Annotated in this window: 20 protein-coding genes and 1 pseudogene; 13 read left to right on the forward strand and 8 right to left on the reverse strand. The window is 70.2% G+C overall.

Annotated features, from left to right (window positions below; translation table 11 throughout):
* The first annotated feature begins 179 nt into the window (after positions 1–179).
* Positions 180–1,151: a tyrosine recombinase XerC gene (locus REH65_RS22990; RefSeq protein WP_281455169.1), complete on the forward strand. Its 972-nt coding sequence runs from the start codon at positions 180–182 to the stop codon at positions 1,149–1,151.
* Positions 1,126–2,076, forward strand: a complete 951-nt coding sequence (gene whiG, locus REH65_RS22995) for an RNA polymerase sigma factor WhiG (protein ID WP_281454870.1) — start codon at positions 1,126–1,128, stop codon at positions 2,074–2,076. Before REH65_RS22990 ends, whiG begins: the two co-directional genes overlap by 26 nt.
* A 13-nt stretch (positions 2,077–2,089) precedes the next feature.
* Here the strand turns inward: whiG and REH65_RS23000 are convergent, their stop codons facing one another.
* A complete protein-coding gene (locus tag REH65_RS23000; protein WP_406689042.1) occupies positions 2,090–2,596 on the reverse strand; it encodes a M23 family metallopeptidase in 507 nt (168 codons plus the stop codon).
* A gap of 370 nt (positions 2,597–2,966) precedes the next feature.
* On the opposite strand from REH65_RS23000, the gene rpsB reads away from it, so the two are divergent.
* The 6 genes and pseudogenes from rpsB to REH65_RS23030 all read left to right on the forward strand — a co-directional run bounded on the left by rpsB (position 2,967) and on the right by REH65_RS23030 (position 8,108).
* Positions 2,967–3,797, forward strand: coding sequence for a 30S ribosomal protein S2 (gene rpsB, locus REH65_RS23005; RefSeq protein WP_281454868.1), 831 nt, complete (start codon positions 2,967–2,969; stop codon positions 3,795–3,797).
* A gap of 192 nt (positions 3,798–3,989) precedes the next feature.
* Complete coding sequence (tsf, locus tag REH65_RS23010) at positions 3,990–4,805, forward strand: translation elongation factor Ts (RefSeq protein WP_281454867.1); 816 nt, start codon at positions 3,990–3,992, stop codon at positions 4,803–4,805.
* Positions 4,806–5,084: 279 nt separating this feature from the next.
* On the forward strand, positions 5,085–5,834 hold the full coding sequence (gene pyrH, locus REH65_RS23015) for a UMP kinase (RefSeq protein WP_093413360.1): 750 nt from the start codon (positions 5,085–5,087) through the stop codon (positions 5,832–5,834).
* A gap of 101 nt (positions 5,835–5,935) precedes the next feature.
* The gene (frr, locus tag REH65_RS23020) at positions 5,936–6,493 is read left to right on the forward strand and encodes a ribosome recycling factor (protein ID WP_281454865.1); all 558 of its coding nucleotides are present in this window, start codon (positions 5,936–5,938) and stop codon (positions 6,491–6,493) included.
* A 36-nt stretch (positions 6,494–6,529) separates the two neighbouring features.
* Positions 6,530–7,377, forward strand: a pseudogene (locus tag REH65_RS23025) (phosphatidate cytidylyltransferase).
* On the forward strand, positions 7,377–8,108 hold the full coding sequence (locus REH65_RS23030) for a class I SAM-dependent methyltransferase (RefSeq protein ID WP_406689043.1): 732 nt from the start codon (positions 7,377–7,379) through the stop codon (positions 8,106–8,108). The pseudogene REH65_RS23025 and the gene REH65_RS23030 overlap by 1 nt, the downstream one beginning before the upstream one ends.
* A gap of 168 nt (positions 8,109–8,276) precedes the next feature.
* Here the strand turns inward: REH65_RS23030 and REH65_RS23035 are convergent, their stop codons facing one another.
* The gene (locus REH65_RS23035; RefSeq protein ID WP_406689044.1) at positions 8,277–8,732 is read right to left on the reverse strand and encodes a carboxymuconolactone decarboxylase family protein; all 456 of its coding nucleotides are present in this window, start codon (positions 8,730–8,732) and stop codon (positions 8,277–8,279) included.
* A gap of 75 nt (positions 8,733–8,807) precedes the next feature.
* On the opposite strand from REH65_RS23035, the gene REH65_RS23040 reads away from it, so the two are divergent.
* On the forward strand, positions 8,808–9,692 hold the full coding sequence (locus REH65_RS23040; protein WP_406689045.1) for a sigma-70 family RNA polymerase sigma factor: 885 nt from the start codon (positions 8,808–8,810) through the stop codon (positions 9,690–9,692).
* A gap of 1 nt (position 9,693) precedes the next feature.
* On the opposite strand, the gene REH65_RS23045 is transcribed toward REH65_RS23040, so the two are convergent.
* Positions 9,694–10,458, reverse strand: coding sequence for a VOC family protein (locus REH65_RS23045; protein WP_281454860.1), 765 nt, complete (start codon positions 10,456–10,458; stop codon positions 9,694–9,696).
* Positions 10,459–10,618: 160 nt separating this feature from the next.
* On the opposite strand from REH65_RS23045, the gene REH65_RS23050 reads away from it, so the two are divergent.
* On the forward strand, positions 10,619–11,065 hold the full coding sequence (locus REH65_RS23050; protein ID WP_406689046.1) for a hypothetical protein: 447 nt from the start codon (positions 10,619–10,621) through the stop codon (positions 11,063–11,065).
* Positions 11,066–11,160: 95 nt separating this feature from the next.
* Here REH65_RS23050 and REH65_RS23055 read toward each other — a convergent pair whose 3' ends face one another.
* From REH65_RS23055 to REH65_RS23070, 4 genes are read right to left on the reverse strand one after another with little or no spacing between them, the layout of a single operon-like run.
* Complete coding sequence (locus REH65_RS23055; protein ID WP_406689047.1) at positions 11,161–11,847, reverse strand: metal-dependent transcriptional regulator; 687 nt, start codon at positions 11,845–11,847, stop codon at positions 11,161–11,163.
* 4 nt (positions 11,848–11,851) lie between these two features.
* Positions 11,852–12,739: a metal ABC transporter permease gene (locus tag REH65_RS23060; protein WP_406689048.1), complete on the reverse strand. Its 888-nt coding sequence runs from the start codon at positions 12,737–12,739 to the stop codon at positions 11,852–11,854.
* Positions 12,736–13,479 (reverse strand): metal ABC transporter ATP-binding protein, encoded by a 744-nt coding sequence (locus tag REH65_RS23065; RefSeq protein ID WP_406689049.1) that lies wholly within the window; start codon positions 13,477–13,479, stop codon positions 12,736–12,738. Before REH65_RS23065 ends, REH65_RS23060 begins: the two co-directional genes overlap by 4 nt.
* The gene (locus tag REH65_RS23070; protein WP_406693219.1) at positions 13,476–14,369 is read right to left on the reverse strand and encodes a metal ABC transporter substrate-binding protein; all 894 of its coding nucleotides are present in this window, start codon (positions 14,367–14,369) and stop codon (positions 13,476–13,478) included. Before REH65_RS23070 ends, REH65_RS23065 begins: the two co-directional genes overlap by 4 nt.
* Positions 14,370–14,501: 132 nt before the next feature.
* Here REH65_RS23070 and rlmN point away from each other — a divergent pair, with 132 nt between their 5' ends.
* From rlmN to REH65_RS23085, 3 genes are all read left to right on the forward strand, one after another.
* Complete coding sequence (gene rlmN / locus REH65_RS23075) at positions 14,502–15,614, forward strand: 23S rRNA (adenine(2503)-C(2))-methyltransferase RlmN (RefSeq protein ID WP_406689050.1); 1,113 nt, start codon at positions 14,502–14,504, stop codon at positions 15,612–15,614.
* A gap of 155 nt (positions 15,615–15,769) precedes the next feature.
* On the forward strand, positions 15,770–16,951 hold the full coding sequence (locus tag REH65_RS23080) for an ATP-binding protein (protein ID WP_406689051.1): 1,182 nt from the start codon (positions 15,770–15,772) through the stop codon (positions 16,949–16,951).
* An 88-nt stretch (positions 16,952–17,039) separates the two neighbouring features.
* A complete protein-coding gene (locus REH65_RS23085; RefSeq protein WP_406689052.1) occupies positions 17,040–17,969 on the forward strand; it encodes an alpha/beta hydrolase family esterase in 930 nt (309 codons plus the stop codon).
* Positions 17,970–18,169: 200 nt separating this feature from the next.
* Here the strand turns inward: REH65_RS23085 and REH65_RS23090 are convergent, their stop codons facing one another.
* Positions 18,170–18,448, reverse strand: a complete 279-nt coding sequence (locus REH65_RS23090; RefSeq protein WP_281454854.1) for a DUF2631 domain-containing protein — start codon at positions 18,446–18,448, stop codon at positions 18,170–18,172.
* Between the last annotated feature and the right edge of the window lie 68 nt (positions 18,449–18,516).

Consider the following 18,516-nt stretch of genomic DNA (forward strand, 5'->3'; position numbering starts at 1 on the left):
ATTCCGGGGAATGGAAGGGAGAACCGACTCCGATCAGCGAGTTCCAGCATGGACGGTCGTCGTGCCCAGCGCATTTCGTGACAACATGTAATGGCATCATTTCGCAACGTGACTTCGGAAACAGCGGAATTCGCGTGGCGATGCTTGACCGGAGAATCGATTGCGACGAGCGTCGAGGTATGACCGCTGGACGCCCGCGAGCCAGTCGGCCCGACCTCGGCGAGGTCCGGGCCGGGCTGCCCGAACAACTGGGCTCCGCTGTGGACTCCTTCGAGCGGCACCTCTCCGCCGAGCGCGGTCTGTCCGTCCACACCGTGCGCGGCTACGTGGCCGACGTCGTCTCGCTGCTGGCCCGCGTGGCCGAGGTCGCGGGTGACGCGGGCCTGAGCGGCCTCGACCTGTCGGTGCTGCGGGAATGGCTGTCCGCGCAGCACGGCGCGGGCGTCAGCAGATCCACGCTGGCTCGCCGGACGGCGTCGGCGCGGGCCTTCACGGCCTGGGCGTTCAAGGCCGGGCTGCTGCCCGCCGACCCGGGTCCGCGACTGGCGGTGCCGTCGCGTCCGCGCAGGTTGCCGCCGGTGCTGCGCGCCGACCAGGCGGGCGAGGCGATGAGCGCCTCGGCGTCCGGCGCCGAGCAGGGCGATCCGGTCGCTCTCCGTGATCACGCGGTCGTGGAGGTCCTGTACGCCACCGGTGTTCGGGTCGCCGAGCTGTGCGGGTTGGACGTCGGTGATGTGGATCGCGAACGACGGGTCCTGCGCGTGATCGGTAAAGGGGACAAGGAGCGGGTTGTGCCGTTCGGTGTACCCGCCGATGCGGCACTCGATCGATGGCTCCGCGACGGACGGCCTAAACTGCTGCGGGAACCGTCGAACACCGCGTTGTTCCTGGGAGTCCGGGGTGGACGGCTCGATCCCAGGGCAGTGCGCCGGACCGTGCACGACGCCGTCGGCGCGGTCGGTGGCGCGCCCGATCTCGGGCCGCACGGACTTCGGCACTCGGCTGCGACCCATTTGTTGGAAGGTGGCGCAGACCTCCGTAGCGTTCAGGAGTTGCTTGGTCACGCTACGCTCGCAACGACCCAGCTTTACACCCACGTGACCGTTGAACGGCTGAAGGCGATCCATGACCGAACCCACCCCCGTTCCTGACCATGCCGGGGGCGGCGCCGACACGGTGGCCGCGAGTGCGAACTCGGCACCGGTGAACGCCCGCGACCACGGCGGTGCGGCCAATGGCCACCGACCGAAGCTCCCCGGTGCGCTGGCTCTGGCCACCGTCGAGTCGGCGTGGGACGCAGGCGGCCAGCGCAGCGGTGACGAGGTCGAGGCGGGCATCGTCGCGCTGTGGCAGGCGTTCGGGGAACGTCCCACCCAGGAGCTGCGCGACCGGCTGGTGCTGCACTACGCGCCGCTGGTGAAGTACGTCGCCGGGCGGGTGGGCACCGGTCTGCCGTCGCACGTGGAGGTTTCGGACCTGATCCAGTCCGGGATCTTCGGCCTGGTCGACGCGATCGAGAAGTTCGAACCCGAGCGCGGGTTGAAGTTCGAGACCTACGCGATGCAGCGCATCCGCGGCGCGATCCTCGACGACCTGCGCGCCCAGGACTGGGTGCCGCGCTCGGTGCGCAGCCGCGCCCGCGACGTGGAGCGCGCGCTGGAGCGGCTGGAGGCGAAGCTGCAGCGCACCGCGACCGACTCGGAGCTGGCCGAGGAGCTGGAGCTGTCCATCGAGGAGCTGCGCGAGTTGTTCGCCCAGCTGCAGATGACCAGCGTCGTCGCGCTGGACGACCTGATCGGCGCCGGGCACGCGCAGTCCTCCCTGGCCGAGACGCTGCCCGACGACCGCGCCGAGGACCCGGTGGCCGCGCTGGTCGATCGCGACAGCCGCCGCCAGCTCGCCGAGGCCGTCGAGCGGCTCAGCGAGCGCGACCGGGTCGTCGTCACCCTCTACTACTTCGAGAACCTGACCCTCGCCGAGATCGGCCGGGTCCTGGGCGTCACCGAGTCGCGGGTCTGCCAGCTGCACACCCGCGCCGTCCTGCGCCTGCGGACCAAGCTCACCGAGCAGGTCTGATCGCCCGGAGGGATCACCAGGGCAGCAGCCGCACCCGGGAGCCGGCGACGAGTTCGAGCGGGTCCCGGTACCGATCGCCCTCCCGCGCACCCCAGTGCAGGCAGGCCGGTGCCGCGCAGCCGGGATGCCCGGCTTCGAGGTGGCCGATCACCTGCCCGCGCGTGACGCGGTCGCCGGGGGAGACGGTCGGCGCGAGCGGCTCGTAGCTGGTGCGCAGTCCCGCGGCGTGCTCGACGGAGACCACGCCGCGGTCCACCAGCCACCCCGCGTGCGCGACGACGCCGTCGGCGGAGGCCAGCACCGGTTGCCCGGGCCGCCCGGCCAGATCGACCCCGCGATGCCCCGGACCGAACGCGGAGCCGGGCTCGTCGAACGGCCGGAGGACCTCCGGCGGTTCCAGCGGCCACCCGAGCGCCACCGGTCCGGACGGTTCCGGGGGCGCGGAAGGAGCGGCGGCGACGGCCAGTCCGGCGGAGCAGGCGAGGGCGGCGCCGAGCAGGATCGCGATCAGGATGCGCATGCCTCCAACCTGACCCGCGCGCGTCGGCGATGACCAGGACCGACGGCGAATCTGTGGACAAACCGGGCGGCTGTGGACAACTGCCGGTGCGCGATCGGGTGGTGGGTTGCGCGTCCAGTACACTGTCCACGCGGTTTCGTGTGCGCACGAACCGACTACGCGTGCCCGCGCGTACGTCGCCGCGCAGGTCCTCCGGATCGTTCCGGGGTCCGCGCAGCAGACCAGCCGGGTCCCTCGCGGTCCCGCCCCTTCCAGGGCGGGTGGGGGAGCCGGGCCGGGCACCAGGGCGGCGAGTCACCCGGCTCGTCGCGGCAACCCAACGCGCGTCCCCGGACCGGGATGCGCCCGACTCAAGAGGTGAACACAGGCCATGGCCGTCGTCACCATGAAGCAGCTGCTCGACAGCGGCGTGCACTTCGGGCACCAGACCCGTCGCTGGAACCCGAAGATGAAGCGCTACATCTTCACCGAGCGCAACGGCATCTACATCATCGACCTGCAGCAGACGCTGACCTACATCGATGGTGCGTTCGACTTCATCAAGCAGACCGTCGCCCACGGCGGCACGATCCTGTTCGTCGGCACCAAGAAGCAGGCGCAGGAAGCGATCGCCGAGCAGGCCCTGCGGGTCGGCATGCCGTACGTCAACCAGCGCTGGCTGGGCGGCATGCTGACGAACTTCCAGACCGTCCACAAGCGTCTGCAGCGTCTCAAGGAACTCGAGACCATGGAGCAGACCGGTGGCTTCGAGGGTCGCACCAAGAAGGAGATCTTGATGCTGACCCGCGAGAAGGACAAGCTGGAGAAGACGCTCGGCGGTATCCGCGACATGTCCAAGGTGCCCAGCGCCGTGTGGATCGTGGACACCAAGAAGGAGCACATCGCCGTCGGCGAGGCTCGCAAGCTCGGTATCCCGGTCGTCGCGATCCTGGACACCAACTGCGACCCCGACGAGGTCGACTACCCGATCCCGGGCAACGACGACGCGATCCGCTCCGCCGCGCTGCTGACCCGCGTGGTCGCCGACGGTGTTGCCGAGGGCCTGATGGCCCGCTCCGGCCGCAACAACGGCTCCCCCGCCGCCGAGAGCGGCGAGGAGAAGCCGGCCGGTGGCGAGCCGCTGGCCGAGTGGGAGAAGGAGCTCCTGGCCGGTTCCGGCCAGGCTGCCGAGGGCGGCGAGCAGCAGCCCGCGCAGTCCTGATCACCCGCGCTGCGCACCCGCTGAACCTTCGGCGGGTGCGCAGCGCGATCAGGCTGCCCGCCAGTCACACTGGCAACCGGACCCACGCCGGGCCGAGAGCACGGCCGCTGATCGCGGCGCATCGCGCGGTGTCGGGTCCGACATTTCGGAAAGATCTTCCAATTCCGTATCAACAGGGACGGACTACGCACGATGGCGAACTTCAGTGCGGCCGACGTCAAGCGTCTTCGCGAGCTGACCGGCGCCGGCATGATGGACTGCAAGAAGGCTCTTGAGCAGAACGAGGGCGACTTCGACAAGGCCGTCGAGAGCCTGCGCATCAAGGGTGCCAAGGACGTCGGCAAGCGCGCCGAGCGCGCGACCGCCGAGGGCCTGGTCGTCGCCGAGGGCGGCGTGCTGATCGAGATCAACAGCGAGACCGACTTCGTCGCCAAGAACGACGAGTTCATCGAGCTGGCCAACAAGGTCGTCGCCGCCGCGGCCGCCGCGGGCGCGACCGACGTCGACTCGGCGCTGGCCGCCAAGCTCGACGACAAGACCGTCGCCGACGTCATCCAGGAGCTCTCCGCCAAGATCGGTGAGAAGCTGGAGCTGCGCCGGGTCAAGAAGTTCGACGGTCAGGTGGCCACCTACCTGCACCGCCGTTCCGCGGACCTGCCCCCGGCGGTCGGCGTGCTGGTCGAGTACACCGGTGACGACGCGGAGGCCGCCCGCGGCGCCGCGATGCAGGTCGCCGCGCTCAAGCCCACCTACCTCTCGCGCGACGAGGTCCCCGAGGACATCCAGGCCAACGAGCGCCGGATCGCCGAGGAGACCGCCAAGGAGGAGGGCAAGCCGGAGAAGGCCCTGCCGAAGATCATCGAGGGTCGCCTCAACGGCTTCTTCAAGGAGAACTGCCTGCTGGACCAGCCGTCCGTGCAGGACAACAAGAAGACCGTCAAGGCCCTGCTGGACGAGGCCGGCGTGACCGTGACCGGATTCGTCCGGTTCGAGGTCGGCCAGGCCTGATCCACGCCGCGGCGGAGGCCGGTCGCGCCCGGTGACGGGCCGGCCGGCGCACCCGGCCCCGGCGGCCGTGCAAGACGGCACCGCGCCCCGCCTTCAGCCCGGAGGCGGGGCGCTTTTGCAGAGGTGGCCACTTTTGCCTCCTCCGGGCGCTTCACGACACGGCGGTCCCGCCTCGGCGGGGCCGCGACGGGTATCGGTCGCTCACGAGGCGGGTATCCGGTTCACGACCCGCACAACACCTGATGACGTGCACAATCAAGACCTCGCGGGAGGATTCAAGTGACCGACGACGGCCCGGCTAAGCGCGGTTACGGTCGCGTGCTGCTCAAGCTCGGCGGCGAGATGTTCGGCGGCGGCAGCGTCGGAATCGATCCCGAGGTGGTCGCCACCGTGGCCCGGCAGATCGGCGAGATCGTCGCCGACGGGGTCGAGGTGGCCATCGTGATCGGCGGCGGGAACTTCTTCCGCGGCGCCGAGCTGCAGCAGCGCGGCATGGACCGCGCGCGCGGCGACTACATGGCGATGCTGGGCACCGTGATGAACTGCCTGGCGCTGCAGGACTTCCTGGAACGCGAGCACGGCATCGACACCCGCGTGATGACCGCGATCACCATGGGCCAGGTCGCCGAGCCCTACATCCCGCGGCGCGCGATGCGGCACATGGAGAAGGGCCGCGTCGTCATCTTCGGCGCCGGCACCGGCATGCCGTACTTCTCCACCGACACCACCGCCGCGCAGCGGGCCCTGGAGATCGGCTGCGACGTGGTGCTGATGGCCAAGGCCGTCGACGGCGTCTACACCGCCGACCCCAAGACCACGCCGGACGCGAAGCTGTTCGAGCACATCACCCACCGCGAGGTGCTCGAGAAGGGTCTGAAGGTCGCCGATGCGACGGCGTTCAGCCTGTGCATGGACAACCACATGCCCATCCTGGTGTTCAACCTCCTGGAGGAAGGCAACATCGCCCGCGCGGTCGGCGGTGAGAAGATCGGCACGCTGGTCAGCACCCCGGGCGCCGAGAAGCTGTGACGGTGCTGGATCCTGATCTGGTCGCGGGGCCGCCGGTTCGGCCGGCCGAGCGACACGCCACACTTGCAAAGTCCACTGGTCGGCAGACTTAAGGAGCAGCCGTGATCGACGAAGCTCTTCTCGAAGGCGAGGAGAAGATGCAAAAGGCTGTGGAGGTGGCCAAGGACGAGCTGGCCTCCGTCCGCACCGGTCGCGCGAACCCCGCGATGTTCTCCGGCATCGTCGTCGACTACTACGGATCGCCGACGCCGCTGAACCAGCTCGCCAGCATCTCCGTCCCGGAGGCGCGGCTGGTCGTCATCAAGCCCTACGACGGCAGCCAGATCCAGGCGATGGAGAAGGCGATCCGCGATTCCGACCTCGGCGTCAACCCCTCCAACGACGGTCAGCTCATCCGCGTCGCGATCCCGCAGATGACCGAGGAGCGCCGCAAGGAGATGGTCAAGGTCGCCAAGAGCAAGGGCGAGGAAGGCCGGGTCACCATCCGCGGCATCCGCCGCAAGGTCAAGGAAGAGATCGAGCGCATCGTCAAGGACGGCGAAGCCGGCGAGGACGAGGGTTCGCGTGCGGAGAAGGAACTCGAGAACCTGACCCACCGCTACACCGGTCAGGTCGACGAGCTGCTCAAGCACAAGGAAGCGGAACTCCTCGAGGTCTGAGTGGTGACGCCCGGCCAGTGTGCAGACGAGTCCGGAATGTCGGCCGACGGCATTCCGGACCCGCCTTCGCGTCCATCCCGGGCCGGTCGTGACCTCCGCGCCGCCATCGGTGTCGGGGTCGTGCTCGGGGCGGCCGTCATCCTCTCGTTGCTGATGGTCCGTTTCGTGTTCATCGGCATCGCCGCAGCGGCCGCTCTGGTCTCGACCGTCGAGCTGGCCCAAGCCGTGCGACGCGCGGCGGGCATCCGCGTCTCGCTGGTCCCGGTGCTGGTCGGCGGGCAGGCCATGATGTGGCTGTCCTGGCCGTTCGGGCTGCGCGGCATCCTCATCTCGTTCGCGATCACTGTGCTGGGCTGCCTGGTCTGGCGTTTCCGCGACGGCGTCGACGGCTACCTGCGCGACGTCACGGCGTCGGTGTTCACCGCGGCCTACGTGCCGCTGTTCACGGCGTTCGCCGCGATGCTGGTGCGCCCGGAGGACGGAGCCTTCCGGGCGCTGGTGTTCTTGATCTGCGTGGTCGCCTCCGACACCGGCGGGTACGCGTTCGGGTGCTGTTCGGCAAGCACCCGATGGCCCCGGTGATCAGCCCGAAGAAGTCCTGGGAGGGCTTCGGCGGGTCGATGGTCGGCGGTGTGCTGGCCGGTGTGCTGTCGGTGTGGCTGATGCTCGACGGCCAGTGGTGGATGGGTGCGCTGGTCGGCGCGGCGCTGGTGTGCAGCGCGACGATCGGCGACCTGATGGAGTCGGTGATCAAGCGCGATCTGGGCATCAAGGACATGGGCAACCTGCTGCCCGGGCACGGCGGTCTGATGGACCGGATGGATTCGCTGCTGCCGTCGGCTCCGCTGGCCTGGATGATGCTGTTCTGGCTCATCCCGAGCTGATGCGGGCCTGGCGCGAGAAGCGGGTTCCCGAGGTCACTCCGAGCCCGAACATCTGGAACTGGCCGGAGGTCTACGAGGCGGAGAACCGCGCCCAGGACTCGACCGGCGCGCTGTGGGCGGCGTTGCGCGCCGAGCGCGACTGGGCCGGTCTGGACGTCGTCGACGTCGGGTGCGGTGACGGCTTCCACCTGCCGTTCTTCGCCGCCACCGCGCGTTCGGTGATCGGGGTGGAACCGCACGAACCGCTGGCCGAGCGCGCCCGCACCCGCATGTCCGGCACGCCGGGCGTCGACGTGCGCGTGGCTCCCGCACAGCGGCTCCCGCTGGCCGACGGCAGCGCTGACCTGCTGCACGCGCGGACGGCGTACTTCTTCGGGCCGGGCTGCGAGCCGGGTCTGGCCGAGGCGGAGCGGGTGCTGCGGCCGGGCGGCACGCTCGCGATCATCGACCTGGACACGGCGTCCCGGCCGTACGGCGACTGGATGCGCGCCGACGCCCCGCAGATCGACCCGGTGGCCATCGAGTCGTTCTTCACCCGCCACCACTTCACCAGCACGACGGTCTCCACGCTCTGGCGCTTCCACGACCGCGAGACCCTCGAAGCGGTGCTGCGCATCGAGTTCTCCGCCAAGACCGCCGCCCGCGCGGTCGCCGAGTCCCCGGGCCGCACCCTCCCGGTCACCTACCGCCTCCGAACCCGCACCAAACCCGCGGGCCTGATCTCACCCTGACCTTCGTGCCCTGGGTCCCGGTGGGTGCCCTTCCGGGCAGGGGACAGTTTTTCCTCGAATCACCCATGATCAATGCCCGAAATGTCGGGACAGTTCTCACTAGAACCCTCCCCCGCCGCGCCCTCGTCCCCCGAGCGCGAGGCACCCGGGGGTGAAGTGGCGGAGGGCTCAGAAGGTTTGGCCCGCGGGTTGCCGGGTGACGGCGTTGACGCGGTTGAAGAGGTTGGACAGCCCGATCATGAGGGTGAGGGCCGCGATCTGCTCCTCGGTGTAGTGCTCGGTGACGCGGTTCCAGAGGTCGTCGTCGACCGGGTCTCCGCGGTCGGCGACGCGGGTCGTGGCCTCGGCGAGCTCCAGGGCGACGCGCTCGGCGTCGGTGAAGTACGGGGCCTCCCGCCACGCCGCCACCGCCCACAGCCGGTCGTCGTCGCACCCGAGCTGCTTGAGCTGCTTCGAGCTGTAGTGCGCGCAGAAGCTGCACCCGTTGATCTGGCTCGACCGAAGGTGCACCAGCTCCAGCGTCTCCGCCGGGACGTCAGCCGCGTGAATGGTCTTCATCAACGCCTGGATCGCCTCGAACGCGCCCGGAAGGAGCATCGCCGGGTTGTTCACTCGTGCTTGCATGGGGACCTCCCTGTCACAAGAGCCGTGTCCGGCTCGTCCACCCCCATGACGGCCGACGACGAGGGAATGTGACCGATGGACGACAGCGAGTTCCTGGCCAGGCGGTTCGAGCAGCACCGCGCGCGGTTGAAGGCGGTGGCGCTGCGCATGCTCGGCAGCCACGCCGAAGCCGAGGACGCGGTGCAGGAGGCGTGGTTGCGGGTGGACCGGGCGGGCGCCGACGACGTCGCCAACCTCGGCGGCTGGCTGACCACGATCGTCGGCCGCATCTGCCTCGACGTGCTCCGCGCCCGACGCTCCCGGCCCGAGCAGCCCGCCGAGGAGCTGCCGGAGCGCTCCGAGGGGCCCACGCCGGAGTCCGAGGCGGTGATGGCCGATTCGCTGGGGCTGGCGCTGTTCGTCGTCCTCGACACCCTCGAACCGGCCGAGCGCCTGGCGTTCGTCCTGCACGACATGTTCGCGGTGCCCTTCGACGACATCGCCGCGATCGTCGGCCGCAGCCCGGCGGCCACCCGTCAGCTCGCCAGCCGCGCCCGCCGCCGGGTCCGCAGCGGCGGCAGCCCCGAACCGGACCCGCTCGCTCAGCGCGAGGTCGTCGAGGCCTTCCTGCGCGCGGCCAGGGAAGGCGATTTCGAGGGTCTGCTCCACGTGCTCGACCCGGACGTGGTGCTGCGCGCCGACGACCAGGCCGTGGACCTGGCCGCCCGCGCCCGCAAGGCCGGTGCCCCGGACCTCGCCGCCGAGGCGCGCGGCGCGAACGCGGTGGCCGAGGTCTTCCACGGCGGGGCGAAGCTGGCCCGCCCGGCGCTGATCGCCGACACCATCGGTGCGGCCTACGCGCCGCGCGGCAAGGCCCACTCGGTGTTCCTGCTGACCTTCCGCGACGGCCGGATCACCGAGATCGAGGTGATCGCTGACCGCGACCACATCGCCGAACTCGACCCGCTGGTGCTGGAGTAGGTCAGCCGCTGCGCTGCGAGGTGTCGATGAGGGTGAAGCTCGCGCCCACCACGTCGCGCACGACCGCCAGCCGGCCGTGCGGGGAGTCGGTGGGTTCGCGCAGCACCTCGCCGCCCAGCGCCCGCACCTTGCCGACCGCCGAGTCGGCGTCGTGATCGGGGTCGACCTGGAAGTACAGCTGCCAGTGCGGTGGAACGCCGTCCGGCAGCGACGAGCTCGCGTCGAGGCGACCCAGCAGCGGCCGGTCGCCGACCTGCCAGACCGCGTAGTCGAAGGCGCCGCCCGGCTCGCCGATCTGCTGCTGCCGGTATCCCAGCAGGTCGGCGTAGAACGGGTCGGCGGCCGAGGCGTCGCGGGTGTGCAGCTCGGCCCAGCACAGCGCGCCCGCGCGCTCCCAGCCGAACGTCGCGTTCTCCGGTGCTTCCCACAGGCCCACGACCGCGCCGGTCGGGTCCTCGGCGACGAGGAACATCTCGTCACCAGGGGTTTCGGTCGGTGGCACGATGACCTTGCCGCCCAGCGCGCGGACCTGCTCGGTCGCGCGCCGGGTCGAACCGCACTCCAGGTACAGCGTCCACGCGGCCGGGACGTCGTCGGATTCCGGTGGCACCAGCCCGGCCACCGGGACGTCCCCGGCCAGGGCCACCGAGCAGTCGCAGCGCTGCACCCAGCGCCAGCCGAACAACCCCGTGTAGAACTCGTGCACGGCTTCGGTCTCGTGCGATGCCAGATCGGCCCATCCGGGCGCTCCCGGTGCGATGCCCACGACGATCACCCCCGCCAAACCCTGTCGTTGTAGGCAGCGTCACGTCTGCACCGCCCGCCCGCAATGCGAAGCCCCCGAATGACGCCTTGATAGCCGCCGAACCACGTGATCGACTGGGAAGCGTCGTCTGCACGCACACGGGTCTTCTTCGGGAGCGGCCATGTCATTCCGCGCGGCGCAGCCGGTGACCGCGGGTCTGAGCCGGCTCGCTCAACTCGATCGCGATGAGCGCGCGCGCCTGGTGCGCCAGCTGTGCCACCAGTACCCGGTGTTCCGGTCGATGTTCCGGCAGGCGCTGATCGCGCGCGGTGTCGCCTTCGGTTCCGCGGTGGCCCTGGGCGCCTCGGTGATGACCTTGGCGCAGGGATTCGACATGTGGATCGTGGCGAGCCTGGTCTTCGCGGGCATGGGCGGTTTCTGCTACGTCGCGGTGACGCTGACCAACAGCCGCTTCGACCTGCTCATGGCGGTGCTCGGCGCGCACCGCACCGACGAGCTGCACAGCAGGCTGATCACCGAGCAGATCTACGGCGAGGAGATCGCCCAGGTCGAGCCGGAGGCCCCCGCGCAGCAGGTGGTCCCCCGCACGCGGTCGGTTCGCGCTTGACGGCCGACCCTGGGGGTTGTTGATGCAGGAGCGGCGCACGGAGTCCGCGGAGGCGCTCAGGTTCCGCTACCCGCACCGCTGAGCGGAGCAAGTCCTCAGTTCTGCACGCTGATCGAGAGGGCTGCTGCGATCTCGTCGCCGACGAAGTGGGTTTCGGCCTTCTCGGGGTCGCCGACGCGCACCACGAGCGGGCCGCCGAAGGGCTTGCGCTCCACGATCTCGATGCGCGCCCCGAGCGTGAGCCCGTGCTCGGTGAGGTAGCGCAGCAGCTCGGAGTCGGTGTCCCAGACGCGCGCGATGATGCCGGTGGTGCCGGGTTCGATCTGGTCGAGCTGGCGCGTGCGGGGCGCGGCGAGCTCGCCGTCGGCGGTGGGGATCGGGTCGCCGTGCGGGTCGGTGGTGGGGTTGCCGAGCTTGGCGGCGATGTGCTCGACGAGCTCGTCGGAGACGGCGTGCTCCAGCGCGTCGGCCTCGCGGTGCACGGCGTCCCAGCTGTAGTCGAGCTCCTCGACCAGGAACAGCTCGATCAGCCGGTGCCTGCGCAGCACGGCGTGCGCGAGCCGGAGCCCTTCGGGGGTGAGTTCGACGCTGCGGTAGCGGACGTGGGTGACCAGGCCCAGCTGGTCCAGCTTGTTGATCATCCCGGAGACCGAGGAGGGGCTGAGTCCCAGGCGAGCCGTCAGCGTCGCGTTGGTGACCTGTTCGCCCCGTTCGCGGAGGCCGTAGATGGCTCGGAGGTAGTCCTCCACCGAAGACGAGGGTCGCTCGGTTTCGCTCGGCATACTTTCACGATACGGGCGCGCCGGTGCCCGCGGTCGTCCGGTCGGCGATCAGCGTGCGTCGTCGCAGCGCACGGGGGATCACGCCCTGCGTCGGCGCCAGCAGGTAGACCAGCGCGAACAGCGCGGCCTGGCAGACCACGATCATCCCGCCGGTCGAGGTGTCGATGTGGAAGCTCAGGTAGGTGCCGGTGATCGCGCACAGCACCGACAGGACCGCAGCCGTCAGCAGCATCTTCGGGAAGCGCTTGGTCAGCAGGAACGCGGTCGCGCCCGGCGTGATCAGCATGGCCGTGACCAGCACGACCCCGACCGCCTGCAGCGCGACCACGACCGTCAGCGCCAGCATCGTCAGCAGCAGCGCGCTGACCCGGCGCGGCGAGATGCCGACCGCGTGCGCGTGGGTGGGGTCGAAGGCGTAGAGGGTCAGGTCGCGCCGCTTGAGCACCGCCACGGCCAGCACCGCCGCGGCGATGATCAGCACCTGCGCGATGTCGAAGTCGGTGACGCCCAGGACGTTCCCGAACAGGATGTGGTTGAGGTCGACCTGGCTGGGGATCCGCGACACCAGCACCAGCCCGAGCGCGAACAGGCCGGTGAACACCACGCCGATCGCCGCGTCGCCCTTGAGCCGCGTGGTGCTGCGCACGCCCGCGATCAACCCGACCGCCAGGCCGCCGAACAGGAACGCGCCGACCGAGAACGGCATCCCCAGCACGTAGGCGAGCACGACCCCGGGCAGCACGGCGTGCGAGACGGCGTCGCCCAGCAGCGACCAGCCGATCAGCGTCACCCAGCACGACAGCACCGCGCACACCAGCCCGGCGGCGAGGCTGACCAGCAGCGCGCGCTGCATGAACCCGAACTGGAGGGGTTCGAGCAGGAACTCGATCATCGCGCCTCCACCCCGAACGTGCGGGCCAGCGTCTCGGGCGCCAGCACCTCATCGATCGGGCCGTGGGCGATCACCCGCTGCTGCAGCAGGACCGCCTCGTCGCACAGCTCGGGGACGCTGGCCAGGTCGTGGGTGGAGATGATCACGGTGCGCCCTTCGTCGCGCAGCTCCCGCAGCAGGGCGCTGATCATGGCCTCGGACTTCTTGTCGACCCCGGCGAAGGGCTCGTCGAGGAAGAGCAGCCGCGCGTCCTGGGCGATGCCGCGCGCGACGAAGGCCCGCTTGCGCTGGCCGCCGGAGAGCTCGCCGATGGGCCGGTCGGCGAGCTCGGTGAGCCCCACCCGGGTCAGGGCAGCGCGCATCGCGGTCTTGTCGGCGCGGCGGGGACGGCGGGTGAGGCCGAGGTGCCCGTAGCGGCCCATCAGCACCACGTCGGCGACCGTCACCGGGAACGTCCAGTCCACGGCCTCGGACTGCGGAACGTAGGCGAGCAGTCCTTCGCGCCGCGCCTGCTTGCGGTTCCGGCCCATGATCCGGATGTCGCCGGTGTCCGGCTTGACCAGGCCCATCAGGGATTTGAACAGGGTGGACTTGCCGGACCCGTTCATCCCGAGCAGGCCGCAGATGCGTCCTTCGCCGACCTCCACCGACACGTCGTCGAGGGCGAGGACGTCGCCGTAGCGGACGGTGACGTGGTGGGCGCTGATGGCGTTCGGTTTCACGGCGTCGGTCGGTTTCACGGGGCTCCTCCGCGCAGGCCGGAGACGATGGCGCGCGCGTCGTGGCGCAGCAGGTCCAGGTAGGTGGGCACCGTTCCCTCGGGGCCGGACAGCGAGTCGACGTAGAGCTTCTCGCCCAGCCGGGCGCCGGTCTCGCGGGCGACCTGGCGCTGCGGCCCGTCGTTGACGGTGGACTCGCAGAACACAGTCGGAACCCGGTTGGCCTGCACGAACTCGGCGGTGGACCGGATCTGCCGCGGGGTGCCCTCGGACTCGCTGTTGACCGGCCACAGGTAAGCCTCGGAGAGCCCGGCGTCCCGCGCGAGGTAGGAGAAGGCCCCCTCGCAGCTGACCAGCGCGCGCTGCGAGGCGGGCAGCGACGCGAGCTCGTCGTGCAGGTAGCGGTCGATCTCGGCGAGCCGGGCCAGGTAGGCGTCGGCGTTCGCGCGGAAGGTCGCCTCGTGCGCGGGGTCGAGCCGGATGAAGGCGTCCCGGATGTTGGTGACGTAGGTGGCGGCGGTGCGCGGCGACATCCACGCGTGCGGGTTCGCCTTGCCCTGGTACTCGCCGCTGCGGATCGGGATGGGCTCGACGCCTTCGGTCAGCGTCACGTGCCGGGCCTCGCTGCGCTGCACGAACCGGTCGAACCAGCGCTCCAGGCCGAGGCCGTTGTCCAGCACCACGTCGGCCTTGGCGGCCTTGAGCATGTCGCTGGGGGTGGGCTCGTACTCGTGGATCTCGGAGCCGGGCTTGGTGATGGACTCGACGACCAGCGCGTCACCGGCGACGTTGCGGGCCATGTCGGCGAGCACGGTGAAGGTGGTGACCACGTGCTTGCGGTCGTCATCGGGCCGGCTCAGCCCGGTGCCGCAGCCCGACACGAGCATCGCGAGCACGGCCAGCACGGCCATGTTTCGGCGGCTCGCGAGTTCGGGTTTCGCCACGCCGAAAACCCTACCTCGGCGCACCGGAATGTCCAACGGCGGACGGTGCCCCGGCTGCCCGGAGAGATCGTTCGCCGACGTGGGACACTGTGGGGCGCTATGTCTACGAAATCCCTGCCGCTCGTCTTCGACGCCCCGCGCCGCGGCAAGCCGCCGCGCCACCTCGCCGACCTCTCCGCCGAGGAGCGGAAGGCCGTCGTCGCCGAGCTGGGGGAGAAGCCGTTCCGCGCCAAGCAGCTCGCCAACCACTACTTCGGCAGGCTCAACGCCGACGTCGCGTCGATGACCGACATCCCGGCGGGCAGCCGCGAGGCGCTGGGCGCAGCCCTGCTGCCGCAGCTGCTCAGCCCGGTCCGCAACCTCGACACCGACGAGGGCACGACCCGCAAGACGCTGTGGAAGGCGCACGACGGGACCCTGCTGGAGAGCGTCCTGATGCGCTACCCGGACCGCGCGACGGTGTGCATCTCCAGCCAGGCCGGGTGCGGCATGGCCTGCCCGTTCTGCGCGACCGGCCAGGGCGGGCTGCAGCGGAACCTGTCCACCGCCGAGATCGTCGACCAGGTCCGCTCGGCGGCGGCGATGATGCGCGACGGCGACGTCCCGGGCGGGCCGGGGCGGCTGTCGAACGTCGTGTTCATGGGCATGGGCGAGCCGCTGGCGAACTACCGCCGGGTGATCGACGCGGTGCACCGCATCTGCGACCCGGCGCCGGACGGCCTGGGCCTGTCGCAGCGCTCGGTGACGGTCTCCACGGTCGGCCTGGTCCCGGCGATCCGGAAGATGACGGCCGAGGACCTGCACGTCACCCTCGCGGTGTCGCTGCACACCCCGGACGACGAGCTGCGCGACACGCTGGTGCCGGTCAACAACCGCTGGAAGGTCGCCGAGGTCCTCGACGCGGCCCGCGGCTACGCCGACCACACCGGCCGCCGGGTCTCGATCGAGTACGCGCTGATCCGCGACATCAACGACCAGCCGTGGCGCGCCGACCTGCTCGGCAAGCTGCTCAAGAAGCACCTCGGCCAGTTCGCGCACGTCAACCTGATCCCGCTGAACCCGACCCCGGGCAGCAAGTGGGACGCCAGCCCCAAGCCGGTCGAGCGCGAGTTCGTCCGCCGGGTCCGCGAATCCGGCGTCTCCTGCACGGTCCGCGACACCCGGGGCCAGGAGATCGCAGCGGCCTGCGGCCAGCTCGCAGCCGAGGAGTGACCCGGCCAACCGCCCACGAACCCAGCGGCCAGGTGTCCACGAACGCAGCGGCTAATTGACCACTGATCGTCTACCATGGTGTCGTGGGAAAGAAGAACTCGCTGGTCGACCGGCATGCTGAGGGGCTTGTGGTCGAAGCTCTAGACGATACCCGGGTGGTGCTCGTCAACGGTGCGCGGCAGGCGGGGAAGAGCACGCTCACTCGGCTCACCGCAGGCCGTGCCGACGACCCGGTGATGCGCTTCCTCGACGACCCCACGACGGCGAAGTCCGCGAGCGAGGCGCCGGCCGATTTCGTCGAGCACGACGGTCTGATGGTGATCGACGAGATCCAGCTGGCTCCAGAACTGCTCAGCTCCATCAAGCTGACCGTCGACCGCGACCCGCGTCCCGGCAGGTTCCTGCTCACCGGGTCGTCCCGGGTGCTCGCGCTGCGGGCGCTGCCCGATGCGCTTCCCGGACGGATGGAGATCATCGAGCTCTGGCCCTTCTCGCAGGGCGAGATCGACGGCGAGCCGGACGGTTTCATCGACGCCGCGTTCGCGCACGGGCCTGATCTCGATCACTCGTCGACGCTGAAGCGCCGGGACTACCTGGAACGGGCGACGATCGGCGGATTTCCCGAGGCCGTCCGGCGAAATCCGCGCAGGCGCAGCGCGTTCTTCGACTCCTACCTGTCCACGCTCATCGAACGAGACGTCCTGGAACTGGCCAGCATCGAGCGTCACGGTGAGCTGATGCGGCTGCTTTCACTGCTCGCAGGACGGGTGGGCGGTTTGCTCGTTCCGTCGGCGCTGTCGAACCAGGCGGGCATCCCGAGGACCACGTTGACGCGCTACCTGGATCTGCTGGGATCGGTCTTCCTGATCAAGCGGATCCCTGCGTGGTCCTCGGGTCACACGCATCGCGCGGTGAGCACGCCGAAGCTCGCGTTCACCGATACCGGTGTTGCCTGCCACCTGCTGGGGCAGGACGTGAACCGCCTGGCCGAACCCGGCGGTGCGGCCGGATCGGTGCTGGAGAACCTCGTGGTCATGGAGCTCGCGAGGCAGCTGACCTGGTCCGAGGTGCGGGGACAGCTGTTCCACTACCGAACCAAGGACAAGGTCGAGGTCGACGCGGTGATCGAGACTCCGGACGGCCGCGTGATCGGGATCGAGGTGAAGGCGGGCTCGACGGTGCGCGGCGAAGACCTGGCGGGCATACGGCATCTGGAGAAACAGGTGGGTGATCGCTTCGTCGCCGGTTACGTGCTCTACACCGGGCAGCAGACCCTGCCGTTCGGGGACAAGCTGCGCGCGATTCCCATGGATGCGTTGTGGCGCCTGAAACCCTGATCTCGTGACCGCAATGAACAGAAGCGGGTGAGCCGGCTTCCGGTGGTCGATGATCCTCAGGTCCGAGTGGTCGAGCTGGGAGGCAACGGTGCCTGACCTGAGAGTTCGTGGCATTGCGGTTCATTCGATCGTCGCGGCGGCGGTGGTGCTGCTCGCCGCGCCCGCCCACGCCGAAGTGCCCGGGGCGCCCGGGACGTCGGGGTGCGGGAACGGTGACGTGCGGCCGGGGGAGACGGTGAGCAGGGAGATCGTCTCCGGCGGGGTCGCCCGCAGCTACCTGCTGCACGTGCCGGAGAGCTACGCGCCTGCGCGGCCGACGCCCGTGGTGCTGTCGTTCCACGGCCATTCGCGGGACTCCGCCTACCAGGAGGAGCTGTCGGAGTTCTCCGGCACTGACGTCATCGCGGTCTACCCGCAGGGGCTCGTCGGGACCGACGGTGAGACCGCCTGGCAGGGCGCGCCGTACTCGGCCGACGTCGACGACGTGCGGTTCACCGGGGACGTGCTCGACGAGCTGGAGCGCGACCTGTGCGTCGACCCGGCGCGGATCTACGCGGCGGGCAAGTCCAACGGCGGCGGGTTCACCGGTGTGCTGGCCTGCCGGATGAGCGACCGGATCGCCGCGTTCGCGCCGGTGTCCGGTGCCTTCTACCCGCAGGGCGGGGAGTGCGACCCGGATCGCCCGGCGCCGATCCTCGACTTCCACGGGGCGGTCGACGAGACGATCCCCTACGACGGCGACGAGGAACGAGGGCTCCCGCCGATCCCGGACTGGCTGGCCGGTTGGGCCGAGCGCAACGGCTGCCGGGCGGAGCCCGTCACCCGCGACGAGGGGGACGGGGTGCACCGCGTCGAGCACCGCGGCTGCGACGGCGGTGCGGAGGTCGTGCACTACCGGATGGACTCCGTCGCTCACGACTGGCCCGCGACGCACCCCAACCCGGACTCCGACGCTCCCGCTCCGATCGACGCGACACCGCTGATCATGGACTTCTTCTCGCGCCACTCGTTGCGCTGAACGCGGCAGGGGACAGTTTTAGCCATAATCACCCATGATCAATGTCCGTTTTGCCCGGACAATTATGGCTAAAACTGTCCGCTGGTGAGCACCGCGGAACGCGATTCCCCCTCCACCGCCGCGAGGCACCGCTGCTCGGGGTGCGAAACGGCGAAGAGCCGCCCCTCGAAACCGAGGGGCGGCTCTTCGCGGAGTTGCGGTCAGCGGCGGCGCTTGTTCTTGGCCAGGTCGTAGAAGAGGCCGACGGCCAGCACCGCGGCGGTGCCGATCAGCCAGAGGTCCTCCATCTTGAAGTGCCCGCCACCGCTGAGGATGCCCTGGTGGTTGCCGATCAGCATGAGCAGGATCGCGACGACCGAGAACCAGCCGGCGATCTGGGTGCCCTTCGGGAAACCGCCGTGCCAGCCCCACTCGACCGACGGTTCCTCGGCCGGGTCGATGGCCTGGCTGGGCTTCTTCTCCAGCTCGGTGCTCGCCACGTTCCCCTCCTGCGCCACACCGGCCACCCGCGGCCGGAAAGCCTGTTGCTTGGGTTTCGCGCACCGCC

This window comes from Saccharopolyspora sp. ID03-671, from assembly GCF_045278815.1.
In the GTDB taxonomy this organism is placed as follows: Bacteria; Actinomycetota; Actinomycetes; order Mycobacteriales; family Pseudonocardiaceae; genus Saccharopolyspora; species Saccharopolyspora ipomoeae.

Coding starts and splice junctions, on each gene's coding strand:
- REH65_RS22990 (WP_281455169.1), top strand. CDS start 180: ATGACCGCTGGACGCCCGCGAGCCAGTCGGCCCGACCTCGGCGAGGTC.
- whiG (WP_281454870.1), top strand. CDS start 1,126: ATGACCGAACCCACCCCCGTTCCTGACCATGCCGGGGGCGGCGCCGAC.
- REH65_RS23000 (WP_406689042.1), bottom strand. CDS start 2,596: ATGCGCATCCTGATCGCGATCCTGCTCGGCGCCGCCCTCGCCTGCTCC.
- rpsB (WP_281454868.1), top strand. CDS start 2,967: ATGGCCGTCGTCACCATGAAGCAGCTGCTCGACAGCGGCGTGCACTTC.
- tsf (WP_281454867.1), top strand. CDS start 3,990: ATGGCGAACTTCAGTGCGGCCGACGTCAAGCGTCTTCGCGAGCTGACC.
- REH65_RS23030 (WP_406689043.1), top strand. CDS start 7,377: ATGCGGGCCTGGCGCGAGAAGCGGGTTCCCGAGGTCACTCCGAGCCCG.
- REH65_RS23035 (WP_406689044.1), bottom strand. CDS start 8,732: ATGCAAGCACGAGTGAACAACCCGGCGATGCTCCTTCCGGGCGCGTTC.
- REH65_RS23040 (WP_406689045.1), top strand. CDS start 8,808: ATGGACGACAGCGAGTTCCTGGCCAGGCGGTTCGAGCAGCACCGCGCG.
- REH65_RS23050 (WP_406689046.1), top strand. CDS start 10,619: ATGTCATTCCGCGCGGCGCAGCCGGTGACCGCGGGTCTGAGCCGGCTC.
- REH65_RS23055 (WP_406689047.1), bottom strand. CDS start 11,847: ATGCCGAGCGAAACCGAGCGACCCTCGTCTTCGGTGGAGGACTACCTC.
- REH65_RS23060 (WP_406689048.1), bottom strand. CDS start 12,739: ATGATCGAGTTCCTGCTCGAACCCCTCCAGTTCGGGTTCATGCAGCGC.
- REH65_RS23070 (WP_406693219.1), bottom strand. CDS start 14,369: ATGGCCGTGCTGGCCGTGCTCGCGATGCTCGTGTCGGGCTGCGGCACC.
- rlmN (WP_406689050.1), top strand. CDS start 14,502: ATGTCTACGAAATCCCTGCCGCTCGTCTTCGACGCCCCGCGCCGCGGC.